At 53.3% G+C, this 18,367-nt stretch carries 19 protein-coding genes; 18 read left to right on the forward strand and 1 reads right to left on the reverse strand.

All coding sequences use genetic code 11. The features are described from left to right. Window positions 1–36: 36 nt before the first annotated feature. From ispE to M1D70_RS00185, 5 genes are all read left to right on the forward strand, one after another. Window positions 37–891, forward strand: a complete 855-nt coding sequence (gene ispE, locus M1D70_RS00165) for a 4-(cytidine 5'-diphospho)-2-C-methyl-D-erythritol kinase (protein ID WP_456288836.1) — start codon at window positions 37–39, stop codon at window positions 889–891. A 109-nt stretch (window positions 892–1,000) separates the two neighbouring features. Beyond that, entirely contained in the window at window positions 1,001–1,828 is an 828-nt protein-coding gene (purR, locus tag M1D70_RS00170; RefSeq protein WP_332296916.1) for a pur operon repressor, read from the forward strand. A gap of 183 nt (window positions 1,829–2,011) precedes the next feature. Next, window positions 2,012–2,296, forward strand: coding sequence for a septation regulator SpoVG (gene spoVG / locus M1D70_RS00175; RefSeq protein WP_006207419.1), 285 nt, complete (start codon window positions 2,012–2,014; stop codon window positions 2,294–2,296). Between the two features lie 110 nt (window positions 2,297–2,406). Then, a complete protein-coding gene (glmU, locus tag M1D70_RS00180; protein WP_009591944.1) occupies window positions 2,407–3,801 on the forward strand; it encodes a bifunctional UDP-N-acetylglucosamine diphosphorylase/glucosamine-1-phosphate N-acetyltransferase GlmU in 1,395 nt (464 codons plus the stop codon). Window positions 3,802–3,884: 83 nt separating this feature from the next. After that, the gene (locus M1D70_RS00185; protein WP_006207421.1) at window positions 3,885–4,838 is read left to right on the forward strand and encodes a ribose-phosphate diphosphokinase; all 954 of its coding nucleotides are present in this window, start codon (window positions 3,885–3,887) and stop codon (window positions 4,836–4,838) included. Between the two features lie 162 nt (window positions 4,839–5,000). Here M1D70_RS00185 and M1D70_RS00190 read toward each other — a convergent pair whose 3' ends face one another. Further along, on the reverse strand, window positions 5,001–5,201 hold the full coding sequence (locus M1D70_RS00190; protein WP_006207422.1) for a hypothetical protein: 201 nt from the start codon (window positions 5,199–5,201) through the stop codon (window positions 5,001–5,003). 107 nt (window positions 5,202–5,308) lie between these two features. Between M1D70_RS00190 and pth the strand changes: the two genes are divergently transcribed. From pth to M1D70_RS00255, 13 genes are all read left to right on the forward strand, one after another. Beyond that, entirely contained in the window at window positions 5,309–5,872 is a 564-nt protein-coding gene (pth, locus tag M1D70_RS00195) for an aminoacyl-tRNA hydrolase (protein ID WP_009591913.1), read from the forward strand. Between the two features lie 126 nt (window positions 5,873–5,998). Further along, on the forward strand, window positions 5,999–6,229 hold the full coding sequence (locus tag M1D70_RS00200) for an anti-sigma-F factor Fin family protein (RefSeq protein ID WP_009591947.1): 231 nt from the start codon (window positions 5,999–6,001) through the stop codon (window positions 6,227–6,229). Window positions 6,230–6,414: 185 nt separating this feature from the next. Next, window positions 6,415–9,942, forward strand: coding sequence for a transcription-repair coupling factor (mfd, locus tag M1D70_RS00205; protein ID WP_009591945.1), 3,528 nt, complete (start codon window positions 6,415–6,417; stop codon window positions 9,940–9,942). Continuing rightward, window positions 9,926–11,011, forward strand: a complete 1,086-nt coding sequence (locus M1D70_RS00210; protein ID WP_433941945.1) for a peptidylprolyl isomerase — start codon at window positions 9,926–9,928, stop codon at window positions 11,009–11,011. Before mfd ends, M1D70_RS00210 begins: the two co-directional genes overlap by 17 nt. A 335-nt stretch (window positions 11,012–11,346) precedes the next feature. Then, window positions 11,347–11,889 (forward strand): stage V sporulation protein T, encoded by a 543-nt coding sequence (spoVT, locus tag M1D70_RS00215; protein WP_009591908.1) that lies wholly within the window; start codon window positions 11,347–11,349, stop codon window positions 11,887–11,889. Between the two features lie 198 nt (window positions 11,890–12,087). Continuing rightward, window positions 12,088–13,767: a putative polysaccharide biosynthesis protein gene (locus M1D70_RS00220; RefSeq protein ID WP_456288837.1), complete on the forward strand. Its 1,680-nt coding sequence runs from the start codon at window positions 12,088–12,090 to the stop codon at window positions 13,765–13,767. Window positions 13,768–13,860: 93 nt separating this feature from the next. Next, window positions 13,861–15,378: a bifunctional methyltransferase/pyrophosphohydrolase YabN gene (yabN, locus tag M1D70_RS00225; RefSeq protein ID WP_009591895.1), complete on the forward strand. Its 1,518-nt coding sequence runs from the start codon at window positions 13,861–13,863 to the stop codon at window positions 15,376–15,378. A 166-nt stretch (window positions 15,379–15,544) separates the two neighbouring features. Next, on the forward strand, window positions 15,545–15,817 hold the full coding sequence (locus tag M1D70_RS00230) for an HU family DNA-binding protein (RefSeq protein WP_009591918.1): 273 nt from the start codon (window positions 15,545–15,547) through the stop codon (window positions 15,815–15,817). Beyond that, window positions 15,817–16,095 (forward strand): RNA-binding S4 domain-containing protein, encoded by a 279-nt coding sequence (locus M1D70_RS00235; RefSeq protein WP_009591909.1) that lies wholly within the window; start codon window positions 15,817–15,819, stop codon window positions 16,093–16,095. The genes M1D70_RS00230 and M1D70_RS00235 overlap by 1 nt, the downstream gene beginning before the upstream one ends. 219 nt (window positions 16,096–16,314) lie before the next feature. Further along, entirely contained in the window at window positions 16,315–16,596 is a 282-nt protein-coding gene (gene yabP / locus M1D70_RS00240) for a sporulation protein YabP (RefSeq protein ID WP_009591926.1), read from the forward strand. Next, on the forward strand, window positions 16,593–17,162 hold the full coding sequence (gene yabQ / locus M1D70_RS00245) for a spore cortex biosynthesis protein YabQ (protein ID WP_009591929.1): 570 nt from the start codon (window positions 16,593–16,595) through the stop codon (window positions 17,160–17,162). Before yabP ends, yabQ begins: the two co-directional genes overlap by 4 nt. 11 nt (window positions 17,163–17,173) lie before the next feature. Beyond that, window positions 17,174–17,524 (forward strand): FtsB family cell division protein, encoded by a 351-nt coding sequence (locus tag M1D70_RS00250; protein WP_009591911.1) that lies wholly within the window; start codon window positions 17,174–17,176, stop codon window positions 17,522–17,524. Between the two features lie 114 nt (window positions 17,525–17,638). After that, complete coding sequence (locus M1D70_RS00255; protein WP_009591896.1) at window positions 17,639–18,127, forward strand: S1 domain-containing RNA-binding protein; 489 nt, start codon at window positions 17,639–17,641, stop codon at window positions 18,125–18,127. The last annotated feature ends 240 nt before the right edge of the window (window positions 18,128–18,367 follow it).

Below are 18,367 nucleotides of genomic sequence, written 5' to 3' on the forward strand. Positions count from 1 at the left end.
CAAGCATATGGGAAAGCTAAGGATAGGTGAACGTTCTTGAAAATATACGAAAAAGCACCGGCCAAAATCAATTTGATGCTGGATGTACTCCATAAGCGTCCTGACGGCTTTCATGAGGTGGAGATGGTCATGACGATGATCGACCTCGCCGATCGGCTTGAGATGTCCGAACAGAAGCGGGACACCATCATCATCACCTCGCAGGCAGGATACATTCCGCTGGACGAGAAGAATTTGGCCTTTCAGGCAGCAAGACTAATCAAAGAGCGCTACGACGTGAAGAAGGGTGTACATATTCACCTGGACAAAAAAATTCCCGTTGCCGCGGGACTCGCCGGAGGCAGCAGCGATGCTGCGGCCACGCTGCGCGGCTTGAACCGCCTCTGGGAGCTCGGCATCCCCCAGCAGGAGCTGCTCGCGCTCGGTGCCGAGCTCGGCTCGGATGTGCCGTTCTGCGTGACCGGCGGCACGGCATTGGCTACGGGGCGCGGCGAAGTGCTCACGCCGATCCAGAACCCGCCGCAATGCTGGGTGATCGTGGCGAAGCCGCCGATCAATGTGTCGACGGCGGAGGTGTATGGCCGCTTGCGCAGCGAGCAAATTCAGTCCCATCCCTCGGCTGAACGGATGGTGGACGCGCTGGCGCAGGGCAGCTTCCAGCAGATGTGCCAGTCGCTGGGCAACGTGCTGGAAGAGGTGACCTTGAAGATGCACCCGGAAGTTCAGCAGCTGAAGGAAGGTATGCTGAAATTGGGCGCTGACGGCGCGCTGATGTCCGGCAGCGGTCCTACCGTCTTCGGACTGGTCTCCAAGGAATCCAAGGTTGCCCGGATTTACAATGGCCTTCGGGGCTTCTGCAAGGAAGTGTATGCGGTTCGCCTGCTCACTTAGAAACGGTTAGAATTGACAATTCGGGGGCGAATTGCAATCAAAGTTGTATAAATACGTACAAAAGTGTTATATTTAACATATAATATTCGGATTTAGCGAGGAACCCTAGGTGAAAAAATTAAAACGAAGCGAACGATTGGTCGATATGACCCAATATTTACTATCCAAACCGCATACGCTGATTCCGCTGACAACGTTCGCCGAGCGATATGGAGCAGCCAAGTCGTCCATTAGCGAGGATTTGGCGATCATTAAGGACGTATTTGAGAGCGAGGGGCTCGGAGAGCTTCAGACGCTGGCCGGCGCGGCCGGAGGGGTAAGGTACATTCCGAAGCTGCGCAGAGACCATGCCCTGCGCTTTGCGGAGGAGCTGTGCCAGCAGCTTCAGCAATCGGATCGGATTTTGCCGGGCGGCTACCTATACATGTCCGATCTGCTCGGACAACCTTCGCTCATGAACGAAGCGGGCAAAATCATTGCGACGGCATTCTCCGACCGGGAGATCGATGTGGTCATGACCGTGGAGACCAAAGGAATTCCGCTGGCCTATGCGACGGCGGCGCAATTGAACCTGCCGGTCGTACTAGTTCGCCGGGACCATCAAGTGACGGAGGGGTCGGCCGTAAGCATCAATTATGTGTCCGGCTCGCACAAGAGCATCCATACGATGTCTTTATCCCGCCGGGCGCTCAAGGAACGCTCCCGTGTACTGATCGTGGACGATTTCATGAAGGCAGGAGGCACCATTCAGGGGATGGTCGATCTGCTGGGTGAATTTAATGCCGAAGTCGCAGGCGTCGGGGTCCTGGTGGAATCGGGATCGGTAGAAACCGAGGAAAGACTTCTGGAGGACTATATTTCACTCGCGGTTTTGAGCGACGTAGACTCCAAAACCAAGAGAATTACCGTCAAACCTGGTAATTATTTCGAAAACTAGGCACGCGGTTTTTGTCGATATAATAGCGTTTTCATTCGAATCAGCACGAAGTCTGTCGAAAATATCACATTCTAAAAAATATTCCTGTTTTTAGGACATTTTGTAGTAGAAAAAAGAAGGATTTCGGGTTTGCTGTGTGGAATTATACACCAAGTCTCTGATGGAAAAAGGTGGTGAACACATATGCAAATTACGGATGTCAGACTCCGCCGTGTTAACTCTGAGGGGAGAATGAAGGCAATCGCATCCATTACCATCGATAATGAATTTGTCGTTCACGACATTCGCGTCATCGACGGAAACAATGGAATGTTTGTTGCAATGCCGAGCAAACGCACTCCTGACGGAGAATTCCGCGACATTGCCCATCCCATTTCCTCCGGTACCCGCGAGAAGATTCAATCGGCTGTATTGGCCGAGTATGAGCGTGCGGCTACTGAAGAAGAAGTGATTGAAGAAGGCGCTTAAGTTTTACAATTGGGGTTCAAGGAAAAGAGAGCCATACCTGTGGCTCTCTTTTCTTTTTTTGTAGAATGATATATATTCAGTAGTGAGTTCAAGAGGAGGAGGCATGGCCCTTGAAAAGATTTGCTATTGTGCTCGCCGCTGGGCAGGGCAAACGTATGAAATCCAAACTATATAAAGTGCTGCATCCTGTTTGTGGCAAGCCGATGGTCGGACATGTGGTCCAAACGGTACAGCAGGTGAACTGCGAACGCAGTGTTGTGGTCGTTGGCCACGGCGCGGAAGCGGTTCGCACCTATCTGCAAGACGCAGCCGAGTATGTTCTGCAGGAGCAGCAGCTCGGAACGGGTCACGCCGTGAAACAAGCCAAGGAACTGCTTGGCGGTGAAGAAGGATCCACAATCGTCATTTGCGGGGACACTCCACTGGTGACGTCTGAGACGCTGGAGAATCTTCTGAAGCTTCATGAAAGCAGCAATGCGGCCGCCACGGTGCTCACCGCGCATATGGATAACCCCAAAGGCTACGGCCGAGTCATTCGAGGCGAGGATGGAAGCGCGCTTCGGATTGTCGAACAGAAAGATTGCAGTCCGGAAGAGGACGCCGTCACTGAAATTAATACCGGTACCTATTGCTTTGACAATAAAAAGCTATTTGCTGCACTGGATAACGTAACCAACCAGAATGCGCAGCAGGAATATTACTTGACCGATTGCATCGGCATCCTGAAACAAGCCGGCGAGACCGTGCTTGCTTATCAGACGGATGACTACGCCGAATCGATTGGCGTCAACGACCGTCTGGCGTTGTCGGAAGCCGAAGGCTTCATGAGAGAGCGCATCAACCGCTCGCACATGTTGAACGGTGTTACCATCATTGACCCGGCTTCTACGTATATCGGAGCCGATGTTCAGATTGGTTCGGATACCGTGCTTTATCCCGGCACCGTTCTGAAAGGGAACACGGTGATCGGCGAAGACTGCGTCATCGGGCCGGATACCGATATCGAGGACTCCGTTATCGCGGATGGTGCCAGCGTCAAACATTCGGTGCTCAGCAGCGCTGAAGTCGGCTCTCGGACCTCGGTGGGGCCTTTTGCTTATCTCCGTCCGGGGGCAAAACTCGGAGCTGACGTGAAGGTGGGCGACTTCGTCGAAGTGAAGAACGCGACGATTGACGACGGGTCTAAAGTATCCCATCTCAGTTATGTTGGCGATGCCAAAGTCGGCAAAAACGTCAATATCGGCTGCGGTGCGATTACAGTCAACTATGATGGTTATAATAAGTCCATTACCGAAATTGAAGACGATGCATTTATCGGCAGCAACGTGAATTTGATTGCACCGGTGAAGGTGGGCAAGGGCGCATTCGTTGTTGCAGGCTCGACCATTACGCATTCCGTCTCGGACAATGATCTGGCCATCGCTAGGCAGCGTCAGGAGAACAAGCCAGGGTACGCAGAGAAGATCCGGGCACGCGCCATCGCCAAGAAGAACAAGAAATCGTAATTATCCCTGCTTCTCTTTTCCAAGATAAGAAGCGGTGATCGGATAGCCTAATTCAACGAACCAGCACGGAGGGTTTTTATTCTATGACTTATCTTGATTCTAAATTAAAAATATTCACGTGTAATTCCAATCCTAAACTTGCCCATCAAATCGCTGATTATATCGGCATTCCGATGGGAGAGTCGCATACAACCAGCTTCAGTGACGGCGAGATTCAAGTTAAGCTCTCCGAGAGCGTGCGGGGTTGTCATGTCTATATTGTGCAGTCCACTTGCTTGCCGGTGAATGATAACCTGATGGAGCTGCTGGTTATGGTGGATGCGCTCAAGCGGGCATCCGCGAAGAGCATCAACGTGGTTATTCCGTATTACGGATATGCCCGTCAAGACCGTAAAGCGCGTTCGCGGGATCCGATCACCGCTAAGCTGGTTGCCAACCTGATCGAAAAGGCAGGGGCTCATCGCGTCATTACGATGGACCTGCATGCGATGCAGATTCAAGGGTTTTTCGATATTCCGGTGGATCATTTGCTTGGCGTGCCGATCCTTGCCCAATATTTCCGTTCGAAGCAGATCGAGAACCCGGTCGTTGTATCTCCGGATCACGGCGGCGTGGTTCGCGCGAGAAAGCTTGCTGATTTCCTGAATGCCCCGCTGGCGATTATCGATAAACGCCGGCCGGAGCCGAATGTCAGTGAAGTCATGAACATTATCGGGAATATCGAAGGCAAGACCGCCATTCTGATCGATGACATTATCGATACCGCCGGAACGATTGTGCTGGGTGCCAATGCGTTGATGGAAGGCGGCGTGAAGGAAGTCTATGCGTGCTGTACGCATCCGGTTCTGTCGGGCCCTGCCCATGAGCGTCTGGAAAACTCCCCGCTGAAGGAAGTTGTCGTAACGGATACCATTCCGATCACCAATCCGAACCCTAGCAGCAAACTGACGGTACTGTCGGTTGCTCCGTTGATGGGTGAAGCCATCATCCGGGTTCACGAGGAATTGTCGATCAGCAAGTTGTTTGAAATAGAATAATAAACCGTGTAAAAAGGCAGGGTTACATCTCCTCATGAGGGAAATGTAGCCCTTGTCGGCTATGACGGCATTACGGGCCTTTAACAGTTGCAGATGGACAGCCATCAAGAAAACGTTTTCAAAATCATGACCTGCCAATGTCAGGGCGGCGTCCATCCCCTGTCAGTATCCGGGCCTGGAGATGAAAGTGAACGTACTCCGGTTGTACAGCGTTCCCTCAAGCTCGACAAAATAGGCGTCGACCGCAGTGATCAGACCCACGTCGATGTGACAACCGAGTTCATAGACTTGAACAGGGATGCCGTGCTTCATATGGTATTGAAAATGGCTGTGATGCGTTAATTTCTGTTCGAAAGCTTTCAATGCCGATTCACCTTCTTATGAGGGCATAACGCCAATAGGTTTTGTTCATATTGTACTCAGAAATGCGCAAAGAAGAAAGTATAAATCGTGAAAGGAATCAACCTGTGATGAAATGGATTGTCGGACTGGGCAACCCCGGTCCCAATTATGAGAAGACACGCCACAATGTTGGATTCATGGCATTGGATGCCCTCGCAGAGCGCCATGGCCTGAAGTTCAATCAGAATAAATGCAAGTCGGTCATCGCCGAAGGAATGATTGGCGGCACCAAAACCGTCCTGATCAAACCGATGACGTTCATGAATCTCTCGGGCGAGGCTGTGCGTGCTTATATGGATTATTATAAGGTGAGCCTGGAAGACATGATTGTGGTTTATGATGATTTGGATACCGTCGTCGGCAAAATCCGCCTGAGGTATCAGGGCAGCGCCGGAGGACATAACGGCATCAAGTCCATCATTCAGCATACCGGGACCCAGAGCTTCAACCGGGTCCGAATGGGCATTTCGAGACCAGAGCCGGGTTATGCGATTGTCGACTACGTGCTCGGGACGTTCCCGAAGAAGGAGCGCGAACAGCTGCAGCACATGGTGGAAGAGACCTGTGACGCACTGGAATTCAGTTTGGATCATACCTTTGAGCAGACTATGGCGAAGTTTAACAAGTCGTAGAAGAGGAACATAGATGAATTATCCCGTAAGATGACTCCGAGGCATTCGATAATGGGGACATCCGGGTCTTAAACAAGGGAAATCCGGACATACTGAAGGTAATATACGACCTTCAGGAGGCATATGATGGCGATAACCTATGTTTGCAGACATTGTCGAGCGTTCCAGGGCCGCATCGATTCCCATGATGTATCCGAAGCCCGTCTCGGATTTGATTCCTTGACCCCTGAGGAACGCAGAGATATAATAGCGTATGATTTTAACGGAGAAGTGATGGTTCGGGTAACCTGCGATCATTGTAGGGAAGCGCTCGAGGCCCATCCGGAACTCAGCCTTTTGGCAAACCCCCTGCAATGAGAGTATAATGGGGTACACGACGTTTTTTCGTAGATGACATACAGCGGCAGAGCCTGCCGCTGCTTTAGCCTTGGCAGTTTTGCTCAAGGCTTCTTTTCGGTTATAATTTTTCGGCAATCGTCTAAAATTCCATGAGAAATAGAGTCTAGGAAATTCATTTCTTTTGCATAAGAGAGGTGCCCCTTTTGTTACAAGCACTTATTGATGTATTTTCGAAGGATTCGGACTTCAAATCCATAACGTCTGGCGTTCATGCCGGCATGAGGGAGCAATTGATCTCCGGTCTTTCCGGGTCGTCCAGGCAGATCTTAATGGCTGCCCTGCACCAGGACCAGCAGCGCCCGCTGCTCGTGGTCACTCATAATATGTTTTCAGCCCAGAAAATCGCAGATGATTTACAGGAAGCGCTGTCATCGGATCAAGTGCTGTTATACCCTGCGAATGAACTGGTGGCGGCGGAGTCGGCCGTTTCAAGCCCCGAGACTCTGGCGCAGCGGATCGACGTGCTCGTCCGTTGTGCAAGAGGCTTCCGGGGTATTGTCGTTGCGCCATTTTCCGGCGTGCGCCGCCTTCTCCCCGCCCCCGAGGTAATGTCCGATGCCCGAATCGTGCTTCACGACGGCGGGACCCTCGTGTTGGATGCCTTCCTCAACCGGATGATCGAGATGGGGTACGAACGCGTGGAACGGGTAGAGCGCCGCGGCGAGATGAGCGTCCGCGGGGGGATCATCGACTTCTACCCGATGACAACGGCCATGGCGTACCGCGTCGAGCTGTTTGATGAGGATATCGACTCGATCCGAACCTTTGATCCGACGGATCAGCGCTCCATCGACAAGGTCCGGGAGGTTATGATCACACCGTGCAAGGAAATCATTGCGGATGCGGAGCGGCTCAGCCGCACGGCGGATACGGTGGTCCGCCTGCTGGAGGCGCAGCTTGAACGCATGAGCGACCGTCAGGCCAAGCTCCGCCTGCGAGATGAAATACACCGGGAAGTCGAAATGCTGCGCGAGCGGATCTACTTCCCTGAAATCTATAAATATATCTCCTTGTTGTATCCGGAGAAGACCAATCTGTACGATTACATGCCGAAGGATACGATTCTGATCATGGATGAGCCTGCCCGTCTGCTGGAAACAGCCAAGCAGCTGGAGCGGGATGAAGCGGAATGGAATTTGCATCTGATGCAAAACGGCAAATCGCTGCCGGATCTGCCGTTGTCCCTGGATACGGAGGAGCTGATTTATCAGCATCCCTACCAAAGTCTGATGATCTCCATCTTCCTGCGCCAGGTGCCAAGAATGCAGCCGCAGAATATCGTCAATGTCATTACGCGCGGCATGCAGGATTTCCATGGCCAAATGAACGTGCTCAAGGCCGAGATGGAACGCTGGAAGAAGTCGGGCGTCCAGGTCATGATGCTTGCCGGCGATGCGGAGCGGATGGACCGGATGCGGCGGGTTCTGCAGGACTACGGCATCGAAGAACCGGTTATGCTGGAAGGCCATCTCCAGAACGGCTTCGAGATGCCTTCGGTTCACGCGGCCATTATTACGGAGAGCGAGATGTTCTCCTCGAAGCAGCGAAAAACACGCAAAACTACAAAGAATATGGACAACGCCGAGCGCATCAAGAGTTATACGGAGCTCAAGGTCGGCGATTATGTGGTGCATCAAAACCACGGCATCGGGAAATATATGGGGATCGGGACGCTCGAAATCAACGGGATCCATAAGGACTACATGCATATTCTCTACGCTGGGGGCGATAAGCTGTCCGTTCCGATCGAACAGATCGATCTCATCCAGAAATATGTCGGTTCCGAGGATAAGGAGCCGAAGGTTTACAAGCTGGGCGGAAATGAATGGACGCGGGTCAAGAACAAGGTTCGTTCCTCCGTTCAGGATATCGCCGACGATCTGATCAAGCTGTATGCCGAGCGTCAGTCTGCGCCGGGGTACGGATTTGAGAAGGATACGTCCGAGCAGCAGGAATTCGAGGACATGTTCCCTTATGATGAAACCCCCGATCAGCTTCGGGCCATTACCGAAATCAAAAAAGACATGGAGCAGAACCGGCCGATGGACCGGCTCTTGTGCGGTGACGTCGGTTACGGGAAAACGGAAGTGGCGGTTCGCGCTGCATTCAAGGCGGCGATCGAAGGCAAGCAGGTTGCGGTGCTGGTACCGACCACGATTCTGGCCCAGCAGCATTACGAGACGTTCCGGGAGCGCTTCGCCAATTACCCGATCAATATCCAGGTGTTGAGCCGTTTCCGCAGCCGGAAGGAACAGAATGAGACGATCAAAAAAGTGAAGCAGGGCTCGGTCGATATTCTGATCGGCACGCACCGACTCCTGTCCCAGGATATTGTGTTCAAGGATCTGGGGCTGCTGATCGTGGATGAGGAGCAGCGCTTTGGCGTTACGCATAAGGAAAAATTGAAAAAGCTGAAGACCAATGTCGACGTGCTGACGCTGACGGCAACGCCGATTCCGCGCACGCTGCATATGTCGATGCTCGGCGTTCGGGACTTGTCCGTAATCGAGACGCCGCCGGAGAACCGTTTTCCGGTGCAGACGTATGTCGTGGAGCATAGCCAGACCTTGGTGCGGGAAGCCATTGAACGGGAGCTGGCCCGAGGTGGCCAGGTATACTATCTCTACAATCGGGTTCAGGGCATCCAGGAGATGGCAGCCCAGATATCGATGCTGGTGCCGGAGGCCCGCGTAGGCGTCGGGCATGGCCAAATGTCGGAAACGGAGCTGGAGAAGACCATTCTCGACTTCCTCGACGGCGAATACGACGTATTGGTGAGCACGAGCATTATCGAGACGGGTGTCGACATTCCGAATGTTAACACGCTTATCGTGCATGACGCCGACAAAATGGGTCTCTCCCAGCTGTACCAGCTGCGCGGACGCGTCGGACGTTCCAACCGGATCGCGTATGCCTATTTCACGTACCAGCGGGATAAGGTGCTGACCGAAGTAGCCGAGAAGCGGCTGCAGTCGATTAAAGAGTTTACGGAGCTGGGCTCCGGATTCAAGATTGCGATGCGGGACTTGTCGATCCGCGGAGCGGGCAACTTGCTCGGGGCGGAGCAGCATGGCTTCATCGCTTCGGTCGGGTTTGACCTGTATTCGCAGATGCTGGCAGAGGAGATTCAGAAACGCAAAGTCAGCATGCTGGGCGAGCCGTCACTGCCGTCGAAGGACTGGAACACGTCCATTGATTTGGGGATTGACGCTTACCTGCCGTCCGATTACATTTATGACAGCATTCAGAAGATCGAAATTTATAAAAAAGTGGCCGTCGTTTCCTCGATCGACGAATCGGCTGAGCTTGAGGACGAGCTGCTTGACCGCTTTGGCGAGCTGCCGCTGGCGGTAAGCAACCTGCTTGCCGTATCCCGCTTGAAGGTATATGGCCGTACGTACGGGATCGATTCCATTACCCAGCGCGGGGACGACGTTCTGCTGCAGTTTTATGAAGGGCAGGATAAAGCGGTGGACACTGCAGGGCTTGCGCAAATTGGAAATAAGTTCGAAAGACGTGTACAATTTGAACAAGGGCCGGCGATGGCCATTCGAATCAAAGGCAAGGGACTATCCGATCAACAACTGTTAGAATTGCTTGAGCAATTCCTGGAGGCTGCACAAGGGCCATTCAACCTGAAGGGAGAACTACAAAATGCCGTCAAGAAATAATAAGGCATGGAAGACGTTTATTGTATCGATCACAGCTGTACTATCCATGTCGATGATCGCTGCTTGCGGAAACGACAAGACTAAAGGTGCCGAAGAAGATAACAGCAAAGTCATTGTCAAATATAAGGGTGGAGAAATTACCGAGAAGGAATTTGACCTGGAACAGCGCATGATTCAGTTCATGTCCCCGGAATATGCCCAATTTTTGCAAATGGATGAATTTAAGGAATATTTGGCGAAACAGGGGGTAGCGTATGAGTACCTGTACGCCAAAGCTGACGATAAAGCCAAGGAAGCTGCCGAGAAGCAAACGGATGATTTGTTAAAGCAGCAAAAAACCGGAATGGGCGAGGAACAGTTTAAAGCCGCCCTGGAATCGCAAAAATTGACGGAGGACGACCTGAAGAATTATATGCTTCGGGTCATGACCGTCATGGAGCATGAGAAGAATCAGGTAACCGAAGAGGATATCAAGAAGGAATTCGATGCGAACAAGAAGGACTACACCAACATTAGCGTTCGTCATGTCCTGATTGCTTTTCAAGATGCCGAAGGCAAGGAGAGACCGGAGGGCGAGGCGCTCAAAATTGCCAAGGAAGTACAGTCCAAGCTGAATAAAGGGGAGGATTTTGCTGCTTTGGCGAAGGAATATTCTCAGGACCCGGGCTCCAAGGACAGCGGGGGCCTGTATGAGAACAAGCCGGCAGGCAGCTGGGTGCCTCAATTTAAGGAAAAGGCCTTAACGCTGGAACTGAACAAAATCAGCGATCCGGTAGAAACCGATTACGGCTACCATGTCATGAAAGTGGAGAAGCGCGAGGAAGTGACGTATGACAAGCTTCCTGCCGATCAGAAGGAAGGCATTCGGAGCGAACTGGCTTCGGCGAAGATCGACAACTTTATGCAGAATGAACTCAACAACCTGATTGAGAGCATGAACCTTCCGAAGAGCGAGAATGCGGACAAGCCTGCCGAAGGCACGGGCGACCAGAAGACGGACGGCACGACCGACAAACCGGCAGAGGGCGACCAAACACCGGATGCAGGCAAGGAAGATACGGGTAAATAAGCCCGTGGCCCGTGGACCGGCATCGGCACAAGGATATTGTGCTGCGAGTGATGCCAAATCGACGGCCAGCGTGATGATGAAATGGCGTGATCCTTTGAATCCATAACGTGCGATGCGCGCGTTATGGATTTTTTCTCCCCCCCGGGCGAGTGAAGTCGCTCCTGGCGAGATTTATTTTTGGATTTCGCAACCAACAGAGGGTAGATGATGTATAAGGAATTGGGAATGGATGAATACTATGGTCAGACATTAACTCTTATATACCTGGGGACATCCTCTTCCCGAATGGAACAGTAGTTGAAAAATCTTCTTATGAAAGTGGGGCAACAAGTGACATGAAAGCTACTGGTATCGTCCGCCGTATTGATGACCTCGGGCGCGTGGTCATTCCAAAAGAAATTAGACGCACACTGCGGATTCGCGAAGGCGACCCGCTCGAAATCTTCGTGGACCGGGATGGCGAAGTCATTCTGAAGAAATATTCACCGATCGGTGAATTGGGCGATTTTGCGAAGGAATATGCAGAGTCCCTTTATGAGAGTACAGGCCACATCACGATCATATCGGACCGTGATACGTTTATCGCCGTTGCAGGCGGCTCCAAGAAGGAGTATTTGGACAAGCCGATCGGCAACCTTCTGGAAAACTGCATGGAAAATCGCAAGACGGTACTGGAAAGCAACAACGGTACGTATGAGATCAGCAAAGACAATCCAGAAGCGTTGTCTGCTTTTGTCGCCGCGCCTATCATTGCAGGAGGAGACCCGATTGGCAGCGTCGTGCTGCTGAACAAGGACGAATCCGTGAACATGGGCGAGATGGAAGTGAAAATGGCTGAAACTGCCGCAGGTTTCCTCGGCAAGCAAATGGAACAGTAGACGAGGACATCGTTCCTTGGATGGAGACTCCCGCTGAACGTTGATCACAGGGTCAATCGGCAGCTGGGAGTTTTTGTTTGTCCGGTCGATTTTTGTGCCACTCTCCCACCCTTGGTTATAATGGAGGTACGCATGGCAGCGTCTGCATGAGGATTGGCTTGCGATGCGAAAGAAGAGACTAGGGGATTGGAAGAGGATATGAAACCAGATCAAACCGGGGCAAGGCTGTTGCACGGAGCGTTTATCCTCAGTGCAGCCGCCATACTGTCCAAGCTGATTGGCACGCTGCAAAAAATACCGCTGCAAAACATGGGCGGCGATGCCGTCTTTGGTATCTACAACACGGTTTATCCGTTCTATATGATGATCATTACAATCGCGGCGATCGGTTTTCCCGCGGCCGTATCCAAGTATGTGGCAGAGTATGAGGCGGAAGGGCGCACTCGGGACGGTCATCGGCTGCTGCGCTTGTCCTCCGCCGCGCTGGTGCTGTTCGGTCTGATTCTCGGTTTCCTGATGTACGCCTGCGCTCCGTGGATCGGGAAGTGGATCGGCAGCAGCCAGGTAATACCGGCTCTCCGCGCAGGAGCTTTGGCGCTGGCTTTCGTGCCCTGGATGTCGGTTCTGCGCGGTTACTTTCAGGGGCTGCATAATATGGTGCCGACGGCTATCTCCCAGATTACGGAGCAGATGGTCCGCGTCGGGGTCATGATCGTGCTGTTGCTCTACCTGATCCGTGTCGGCGCCGATGCCGACGTGATTGCGGCGGGGGCGCTGCTTGGATCTGCTGCCGGCGGTGCCGCCGGTCTGTTGGTGATGGGGCTCTACTGGCGCAAGCATATCCGGGCATCTCGAAGCGCCACGCGGGGAGCAGCAAGGCACGAATTCGGAGAGTCCGGTATGAACAAAACGGAGATGCATGCCGATGTAACTAAAGAGGGAGCAGGTGTTCTGCTTGGCCGCCTGCTTGCTTATGGCATCCCGGTCTGCCTCAGTCTGCTGGCGGTTCCGCTGATCGGACTGGTGGACACCTTCACCGTGCCCCGGTTATTGACGTCCGGCGGACTTGGCGAATCGCTGGCCATGGCGGAGTTTGGGGTCTATAACCGCGGCCTGCCGCTGGTCCAGCTGGTTACGATGCTCGCCGCTTCCTTGTCGGTTCTGTTCATTCCTGCGCTGGCGGAAGCCAAGTTCAAGGGAGAATCGGACCGGGTCGCAAGCCAAAGCCGCATGGCCCTTCGCTGGTTCTGGCTGATCGGCATGACGGCCTCCGTAGGCCTGGCTGTGCTCGCTGAGCCGATCAATATCATGCTGTATGAAGATGCCGCAGGTACGGGCACGATGCAGGTGATTGCCTTTACAGCGGCCGGGGGGACTCTGAGCACGATTACGGCAGCGCTGCTCCAGGGCATCGGCATGGTCAAGGGGCCGGCGATTCACCTGCTGGCTGCGGCAGGTCTGAAGCTGCTGCTCAACCTGCTGCTGGTGCCGCAGTTCGGCATTACCGGCGCGGCCATCGCCGGCGTGGCTGCGCATCTGACCGCCGCCGCGCTCAACCTCGCGCTGCTCTCGCGAAGGGCCGGCGCCCGCCTTGACGCCGGCGGAATGCTGGCGAGGACGCTGCCGGTCCTCGCTGCGGTGGCGCTGGCCGCCTGGGGCGCAAGTGCCGCGTCCGGCGGCCTTCTGGGGGCGGCCGGCTTCGCACCAGGCCGCCTGACCCACGCGTTCGCGAGCCTGAGCGGCGTCGCGGCCGGCTGCGGCGCCTTCCTCATCGGCGCCGTGCTCACGAAGCTCCTCACCGAGGAGGAGCTTCGGATGCTGCCGAAGGTCGGAAGACCGCTGGCAGCCTTCTTGCGGGCCCTGCGCGTGCTGCGCTGAACCGGGCAGACGTGCAGATGTTTGATCTTCTGTGATATAGTAGTGTACGATAACGACGTCGACAAGGCGGACGAAGACGAAAGGAAGTAGCTTATGAGTGCATCCATTACGGTGGTCGGCTTGGGTTCTGGCAATCCGGATCGATTGACGATAGGCATCATCAAAACCATGCAGCGGGCATCGAAGGTGTATGTGCGCACATTATCCCATCCCGTCATGGCTGCGTTGAAGGAGTTCCAGGTACAGCCGGAATCGTTTGACCATGTGTATGAAGCGCATGACACTTTCCCCGAGGTGTACGAATCCATTGCAGCCGCTCTAATCAATTTGGCCAAGGCCGCGAAGGACGACGAGCGCGAGATCGTCTACGCGGTACCCGGGCATCCGATGGTAGCGGAAGCAACGGTCCGGCTATTGCGCGAGCGCTGCCCCGGAGAGAATGTGATGCTTACGGTGCTCGGCGGCGAGAGCTTTCTGGACGAGGCCTTCGTCCGCCTTGGCTTCGATCCCATTGAGGGCTTCCAGCTGCTCGATGCCGCTGAGCTTCGGGCAAGCGTCATCCAGCCGCAGCTGCATACCCTGATCGGCCAGGTGTATGACATGTTTACGGCTTCGGAAGTGAAACTGGCGCTGATGGAGCTGTATCCGGACGATTATCCGGTCATTGTCGGCCATGCGCTGGGCGTTGAGGGCGAGGAAGCGATCCGGCAAGTGCCGCTCTTCGAGCTCGATCGCATCGACGGCTACGGCAATTTGTCGCTGATCTATGTACCCCGAAGCGATGACAGCAATCTAAGGCAGCGGACGTTTGCGAGGCTTCACGAGATCGTTGGCATTCTCCGCAGTCCCGAAGGCTGTCCGTGGGACCGTGAGCAGACCCACGAATCCATCCGCAAAAATCTGATCGAAGAAACCTACGAGGTATTGGAGACGATTGACGAGGATGACCCCGAGCATATGCAGGAGGAACTCGGCGACCTGCTCCTGCAGATTATGCTGCATTCCCAGATGGAAGAAGAGCTGGGTACCTTCACGGTGTATGACGTCATTCAAGCCCTGAATGACAAGCTGATCTTCCGCCACCCGCATGTTTTTGGCGAGAGCAGCGCCAAAGACGCGGAATCCGCCCTGCAGAACTGGGAGCAGATGAAGGCGGAAGAGAAACGGCGCAAGGGGCTCTCCCCGGAGAAAGCTTCGGCGCTGGACGGCATCCCGCGGGACCTTCCCGCCTTGATGAAGGCGTACAAGCTCCAGAAGAAGGCGTCCAAGGTGGGCTTCGATTGGGATAACATCGACGGCGTATTCCAGAAGATTGAGGAGGAGCTCGGTGAGCTGCGGCAAGCGGTGACGGAGGGTCAATCCGACGAGGATACGGCGCTCGAGCTCGGCGATCTGTTGTTCGCGGTTTCCAATGCGGCAAGATTCATCGGCGCGGATCCGGAAGAGGCGCTTTCGAGAACGAACCGGAAGTTTATCCGTCGTTTCAGCTACATAGAGGAGCAGCTTGCCGCCCAGGGCAAAACCCTGCAGGAAAGCACCTTGGACGAGATGGAAGCCCTGTGGCAGTCCGCCAAAACGGGATCGGCGCATCACGGCGGTATCAAAGAGTGAAAAAACGCATCTTTTCACGTAAAAAATAAAAAAATAGGGATATGCGGCAGGAATTCCGCAAGGCATCCAGAATAATCATTAATGGTGAAATCTTGCAGAGTGCAAGGCGGTATAACCGAATAACCGTAAATCTTATATTTTTCTGATAATTGGGAGGATTTAATTCATGAACAAAACAGATCTGATCAACAACATTTCCGGTAAAAGTGGATTGACTAAAAAAGACGTAGAGAACGTCCTGAACGGCTTCCTTGGCGAAATCACGGAAGCTTTGGCTAATGGCGATAAAGTTCAATTGATCGGCTTCGGTACATTCGAAACTCGCAAGCGCGCTGGACGCACAGGCCGCAACCCGCAAACAGGCAACACGATCGAAATTCCAGAATCCAACGTTCCTGCGTTCAAGGCAGGCAACAAGCTTAAAGAAGCTGTAAAATAATGCGCGTCGATAAATTCCTGAAAGTATCGAGGTTAATCAAGCGGCGTACCGTAGCGAAAGATGTATCGGATCAAGGCCGGGTGCTGATCAACGGCCGCGAGGCCAAGCCGAGCAGCACGGTTAAAGTGGGCGATGAGATCACCGTCCAGTTTGGCCAGAAGCTGGTGACCGTCCGGGTCGAGCGTCTTACCGAGACAACCCGTAAAGATGAGGCGACCAGCCTCTATACCTTGGTCAAGGAAGAACCGATCGTTAAAGATCGCGGATTGGACTGGTAAACAGCCCGAGCCGTTCCGTGAAACGTCCCTCTCACCATAAGGTGGGGGGGACGTTTCTGTTTTCATCCTGGCGTGTATATATGTACGGGGGATCCGGGCTCCCGTTCGTTTATGAAGCTTCCCGGCTGCTTTCCGATCTTTCATGAAGGTGTGCGCCGCTTCCGGTTCTAAAGACAGGCACCTCCCCATAAGCTATTGTTAAAAGGAGGGGTACATGCCATGATCGACCAAGGGAAGGGCAAGTTTCATGATCTGCGGATGCAGAACCGGAAGCTGCTGGACATTACGGGTGTCCAAAACGTGGAGAGCTTTGACAGCGAAGAATTCCTGCTTCAGACCGAGCTTGGGCATCTGACCATTCGAGGGCAAAATTTACATATTAAAAATCTCAGCCTGGAAGAGGGGCTTTTGTCGATTGAAGGTCAGGTGCACTCCCTGATATATTTGAATCCCGGTTCGCAGACCAAGAACAAGAGTCTGCTGGGCAAGCTGTTTAAATGAATCCCAGCGTACAATGGATCACGCTGCTCTGGATGCTCTTCTCCGGAGCAGCGATGGGAGTCGCCTTCGACAGCTACCGGGTGCTGGCAGGGCAGCTCCGTTTCCCGCAATGGTCCAAGCATGCCCTGGACTTCCTTTACTGGATTGCGGCAGCCTTCTTCATTTTTCGCATGTTATACATGACCAATGACGGGCAGCTACGCTTTTATGTGTTTGTTGGGCTATTTATAGGGGTTTGGATCTATTTTTTATTATGGAGTGTCATAACCCAGCGTTTTGTGGTAATGTTAATTCAAGTGACAAAAGGCTTGCTGTCCTTTTTGTACAAGCTGTTCCGTATGCTATTATGGAATCCGATCAAAGGAATCCTGATGCTGGGCTTAGGGCTGTTAAGGTTTCTATGGAAGTTTCTCCTGTCGCTGTTGCGTTTAATCCTTAAATGCCTCATGCCTTTTTGGCGACTCCTGAAATGGATGCTGAGACCGATCACGTCCAGGGTCAGGCTGCCGGCATGGAGCAGGCAATTAGCGGACAAGGTTATCAAGGCGTGGAAGCGCTGGTTTTAGGAGGTATGGTCATGGGAAGATTTGCTGATCCATCGAAGCAGGCTCCCCAACAAACCAAGACAAAGAACAAAGGCGCCCGCCGGCGTAAGAGAATGTTTGTGGCGATGATGGCGCTGTTTTTGATCTGGGCAGGATCAACGCTCTGGTCCCAGAATGACCGCATCCGTAATCAGAACGAAGCGCTAGCTCAGAAGCAAGAGGATTATAAGTCCGTTGAACAGTCGCTCATCCAGATTACTCACGAAGTGGAGCGATTGAAGGACCCAGAATATATCGGGCAGATTGCCCGCAAGAAGTTCGGATTGTATCTGCCGAATGAAACGCCGATCATTCAGCCCCAAAATTCGGGCGAATCGCCGTAATTAGGCATGACAGACGTCTGTTGACCTTGTTTAGGTCATTATCGTATAATCAAATCACCGCAGCGCGATTTCTAAATCGGACTGTATATTTTTAAGGGAGGATCATTTTATTCTATGGCAATTGAAGTGGGCACCAAGTTAGAGGGCAAGGTGACAGGCATAACGCATTTTGGAGCATTTGTGGATCTGTCAGGAGGTGTCACGGGTCTCGTTCACATCTCGGAAATCGCCGACAACTACGTTAAGGATGTCAACGATCATTTGAAGATCAACGATGTCGTTACCGTGAAGGTGATTAATGTCGACAAGGACGGCAAGATCGGTCTATCGATCAAGCAGGCTGTCGACAAGCCGGCTTCCGAAAGTCGTCCACCCCGCGCACCGAGACCGGAACGCAGTGGAGGCGGCGGAGAACGATTCGGAGGTGGCGGTGGAGGAGGATTCAACCGCGAACGCGGTGGACGCCCGTTTAAGCCTGCGGCCAACAAGCCTTCATTTGAGGATAAAATGTCACGCTTCCTGAAAGACAGTGAAGAACGAATCTCTTCGCTCAAGAAGAATACGGAAGGCAAACGCGGCGGACGCGGAGCCAAACGTATGTAATTCGATAAAATATAAACTGACCGCAGAGGGAAATTGCCTTCTGCGGTTTTTTTGTCGTTGCATCCAAGGGTACGACAGGTTCCTACGCATTTTACGGCGCCAACCTGCGGAATGAATGCGGGATGGCCGCCTCAATTCGGGAAATGATCCGCCCGAAAGCCTCAGGCTAGACCTGCGGAAACCCGGCTGGGCGCGGGGGATGAGCGGTCGTTTCCCGAACGTTCGCAGGGCACGTTGATT

Source organism: Paenibacillus sp. AK002, from assembly GCF_053903045.1.

What these genes read in the sequence shown, in the direction of transcription:
- spoVG (WP_006207419.1), top strand. Translation starts at nt 2,012, where the DNA reads ATGCAAATTACGGATGTCAGACTCCGCCGTGTTAACTCTGAGGGGAGA.
- M1D70_RS00185 (WP_006207421.1), top strand. Translation starts at nt 3,885, where the DNA reads ATGACTTATCTTGATTCTAAATTAAAAATATTCACGTGTAATTCCAAT.
- pth (WP_009591913.1), top strand. Translation starts at nt 5,309, where the DNA reads ATGAAATGGATTGTCGGACTGGGCAACCCCGGTCCCAATTATGAGAAG.
- M1D70_RS00200 (WP_009591947.1), top strand. Translation starts at nt 5,999, where the DNA reads ATGGCGATAACCTATGTTTGCAGACATTGTCGAGCGTTCCAGGGCCGC.
- M1D70_RS00210 (WP_433941945.1), top strand. Translation starts at nt 9,926, where the DNA reads ATGCCGTCAAGAAATAATAAGGCATGGAAGACGTTTATTGTATCGATC.
- spoVT (WP_009591908.1), top strand. Translation starts at nt 11,347, where the DNA reads ATGAAAGCTACTGGTATCGTCCGCCGTATTGATGACCTCGGGCGCGTG.
- M1D70_RS00220 (WP_456288837.1), top strand. Translation starts at nt 12,088, where the DNA reads ATGAAACCAGATCAAACCGGGGCAAGGCTGTTGCACGGAGCGTTTATC.
- yabN (WP_009591895.1), top strand. Translation starts at nt 13,861, where the DNA reads ATGAGTGCATCCATTACGGTGGTCGGCTTGGGTTCTGGCAATCCGGAT.
- M1D70_RS00230 (WP_009591918.1), top strand. Translation starts at nt 15,545, where the DNA reads ATGAACAAAACAGATCTGATCAACAACATTTCCGGTAAAAGTGGATTG.
- M1D70_RS00235 (WP_009591909.1), top strand. Translation starts at nt 15,817, where the DNA reads ATGCGCGTCGATAAATTCCTGAAAGTATCGAGGTTAATCAAGCGGCGT.
- yabP (WP_009591926.1), top strand. Translation starts at nt 16,315, where the DNA reads ATGATCGACCAAGGGAAGGGCAAGTTTCATGATCTGCGGATGCAGAAC.
- yabQ (WP_009591929.1), top strand. Translation starts at nt 16,593, where the DNA reads ATGAATCCCAGCGTACAATGGATCACGCTGCTCTGGATGCTCTTCTCC.
- M1D70_RS00250 (WP_009591911.1), top strand. Translation starts at nt 17,174, where the DNA reads ATGGGAAGATTTGCTGATCCATCGAAGCAGGCTCCCCAACAAACCAAG.
- M1D70_RS00255 (WP_009591896.1), top strand. Translation starts at nt 17,639, where the DNA reads ATGGCAATTGAAGTGGGCACCAAGTTAGAGGGCAAGGTGACAGGCATA.